The organism is Rhizobium moroccans, assembly GCF_057559155.1.
This window is the reverse complement of record NZ_JBHFJG010000037.1, coordinates 1-3,118: the sequence shown is the minus strand read 5'-3', so window position 1 is coordinate 3,118 and position 3,118 is coordinate 1. Positions and strand designations below refer to the sequence as shown.

2 protein-coding genes and 2 pseudogenes are annotated in these 3,118 nt (G+C 56.1%); 1 reads left to right on the top strand and 3 read right to left on the bottom strand.

Going from position 1 to position 3,118, the window contains the following annotated elements:
- A pseudogene (locus ACE04I_RS17760) lies at positions 1–284 on the bottom strand (TetR/AcrR family transcriptional regulator); the annotation flags it as partial.
- A gap of 53 nt (positions 285–337) precedes the next feature.
- On the opposite strand from ACE04I_RS17760, the gene ACE04I_RS17755 reads away from it, so the two are divergent.
- Positions 338–526, top strand: a complete 189-nt coding sequence (locus tag ACE04I_RS17755) for a hypothetical protein (protein ID WP_046797311.1) — start codon at positions 338–340, stop codon at positions 524–526.
- Positions 527–1,971: 1,445 nt separating this feature from the next.
- On the opposite strand, the gene ACE04I_RS17750 is transcribed toward ACE04I_RS17755, so the two are convergent.
- Together ACE04I_RS17750 and ACE04I_RS17745 are read right to left on the bottom strand one after the other, a co-directional pair.
- A complete protein-coding gene (locus tag ACE04I_RS17750) occupies positions 1,972–2,466 on the bottom strand; it encodes a hypothetical protein (protein ID WP_487207413.1) in 495 nt (164 codons plus the stop codon).
- A 407-nt stretch (positions 2,467–2,873) separates the two neighbouring features.
- Positions 2,874–3,118, bottom strand: a pseudogene (locus ACE04I_RS17745) (SDR family NAD(P)-dependent oxidoreductase); the annotation flags it as partial.

The window sequence follows — 3,118 nt, the reverse complement described above, 5'->3', positions numbered from 1 at the left end:
TGATTCCGATCCAGCCAGGGCTCGAGCTTCAGGGCGATGGTGTCGCGCATCATACTTCGGCGCTCCGCCAATTCCCGGGCCAGGGCGGCATGGTCCTCGCCGCACTGGATCATGCCACTCGAAATCATGCAGCCACGTTCTTCGTCGGGATCGGTGACGGCATCGATTGCACGATCGAGGAGGGTTTCGACCGCTTCGTAAAGATTGGCGGTCTCGCCAAGATTGCTCAGCGCCCCCGGCAGGCCGGAATATCGATCGAGCGCCTCGCGGTAGAGACCTGCCATATCGCCTATGCCTCGCTCGGCAAAATCCTGCCGGAGAAAGCTCTGGCGAAACTGTGTATCAAGCCAGAGGCCTTTATTACGATCTCTTTGGTCCGGATACCGCTGAACGGGCCATAGACCATGCGGTGATCTTCACCCTCGCCGGCGGCTATGACCGGAGGAAGCGCGTCATCGTGACCGCGATGGTCGAACGACCGTCGTTCGCAGAGATAGAGGGATTGAAACCGGCCGGGCTCAGGTGATGCCAGCCTTCTATGGGGCAGATTCATTAGTTTGATGAATTAGATCAATCTTGGATTCTTTTATAATGTCCAACCCGATCGCATACTGTCGTCTGCATGGCTAGCAGACTGATTGCCGAGGGAGATCGTATTCGCGCCAGTTGAGCTCGCACTAACGCCAATGACAACCCCGGCGTTGATGATCTCGTTATTGCGTTCGATTTGTCCATGCCGAGGTGCAATCCTAATCCTGCTTCCGCTTCAGCGCCCTCAGCAGCGCATAGAGTGCTCGTCGGTCTGCTTAGCCTGCTCGGTTGGTAAACCTAATCGCTTCCGATGTCCCGCAGCCCAAGCGATTGCATTCGACTCGAGGGCAAACTCGCACTCATCGAATTGCTTATCATCGTTGATTTGTACAACCCACTTCTCATCGCGCCTTATGATTTCGACGGAACGCATTCGAACACCTCACATGCAATATTCGCGAGCGGTTCTCTCGTTGCGATCTTCTCGCAATTTTCGAGATACAGATGCGCGGACAATGACTGAAATCTATCACGAACTGGACTTCGACATACGCTTCGTCTTTTAGCGTACGTTTATGTCGGGCACACATCGAGCGGGAGTTCGCCGGTGCATTGGCGCGCAACTGAGATATACGGTGATTGCCTGTGGCTCGACCGATCACAGCTTCCGACTAAGCGCATGCAGTAGCGCCTCCACCTCTGCATTCGAGCCTGCCGCGACCAGCCGGTGGACCGTGCGCGTCTCGACAAGGATAGAGAGCATACGAGTCCCTCACAGAAATCACGAAGGCCCTCATTTGCCAGGATTGCGGCAAGAAAAACGCCTAGCTGATAGCGGGTTATTTCCGGGCGGAGGGATAGGGACCGCCTTGATATCGGCGTTAATTGGCTTGCGATAACGGGCGTAGAAGTGAGGAACCCATGACGTCGCAAAAGCTCCCGTCCGGCTGTTTTGTGAGCAACCAAGCTTCGCCCTTCCCATCGATGTAAAAGTAGCGCGCGCCGCGTTCGTCCGTCACGGCGATCACGTCGGCCGGGTTTCCATGTTCGTCAATGCAGGCGATTACAACCCTTGAACCCATACGCGAACCCCCGCGCAGGGAGGATCATGTATATGAAGGCGCGCCGTCAATTGCAAAATCTGACATCCCGCCGATGTTCGGAGGCTAGCCATAAGTACTAGCCCGCGAGCGGAACAATTTCCTATACCGGCTGTTGTGGCGGAACAGGAAGGCGGTCCCGCCAATGACCCCATGCGCAGAATCGCACCACTGGCCCCCAGTGGACTATAAGATTATCAGAGCCGCCGTTCTTCGGATGACGTCGAACCCCATATTCGCAATCCCCGACGACACGTCTCAGAAATTCGTGGCCTTGCTCACCGCCCTGGAGCACGCGGAGAGGAAGGCGGCGGCACAGCGTTGACGGGCGGACGGGCACCTATCGGGGTTGGGCGGGCTTTGCCTCGAAATCAATGAGAGGGAGTCCATGCGCTGAATCCATGTGCGCCCGACTTAGCCATAGGCGCCAGCGCGGCATGCAGTACCCGCCGGGTACTGATTGAGTAAACGAATGACTGTTGAGATCGAAGTACGCGGAATCCTTCGCCTTGCCGCCCACCATTAGGAAATCACCGTCGCGTGAGACCAGAATGCCACCCCGCAAGGATCGTAACGACGATACTCCGTGGTCGTCGTCCACGTCGAGAATCCAGTCTTTACCGTAGTTCAGAGAAGGTAGGCCCGGCTCGTAATAGTCAACATATGGAAGCGTTTCTGTTTCCGAGGTCGAATGCAGGACCACACCATAGGAATCCCCGCCGTCATTTCTATTGACGATTAGTAAGTCCGTGCCGCTCTGGTGGATAACTTTCACCAGTTCTCCGACTTCGGCGGAGCCGATATTAGCGAGGCGAAACCTTTTTAACACGGCCATCTTTAAGTCTCCGCGATCTAACTTTGGGATCAATGCACTGCATGGGGAGTATATTGTCAAGGCAAGGTGGCCGGAGCAGGCGTTGACGTGTTGCAAACGTGGTGGGCGGAGCGTCGCAATAGCAAACAGGCCAATGTGCTATAGTAATGGCCGAAGAGGGTCAGTGCACGTTGGGCGGCCGCGAGAACCAAGCAGCCTACGAAAAACCACAATGCCATCGATTTGGAGATGAAGTAGCCATGCGTCCTCCATGTAGCTTTAGCTAAGGGAGTAGGCGAGTCGGACTCGACGCCCAGGCTCAGTTGGAGGCAAATAGGATGATGGCGGCAGGTCAATGAGTTGTAGTGCGCGCCGGTGAGTCAAAAGGAGTTTTTGCTATCGGGCTTCTGCCTCAGAGTTCCCCGCTGTCAATCCTTTGCCGACCCCGGCTCCGCTATCTTGCGATTCTGCTTGGCAAGCATGCTGGCCGGCGTGATATTGGCAGCGGCCGACATCAACTTGTTCTTCCAGCCCGCAACAACATCGCCTTCGCCGTCCATCATGGCCTCGTAGCCGATCTTCGCCACGAAGGCAGGATCATCCTTTTTCACCTGGCCGAGCTTCGTATCCATCAGGTCGGCGCGCTCGAAGAATTCGGTGTCTGTTGCGCCGG

Coding starts and splice junctions, on each gene's coding strand:
- ACE04I_RS17750 (WP_487207413.1), bottom strand. CDS start 2,466: ATGGCCGTGTTAAAAAGGTTTCGCCTCGCTAATATCGGCTCCGCCGAA.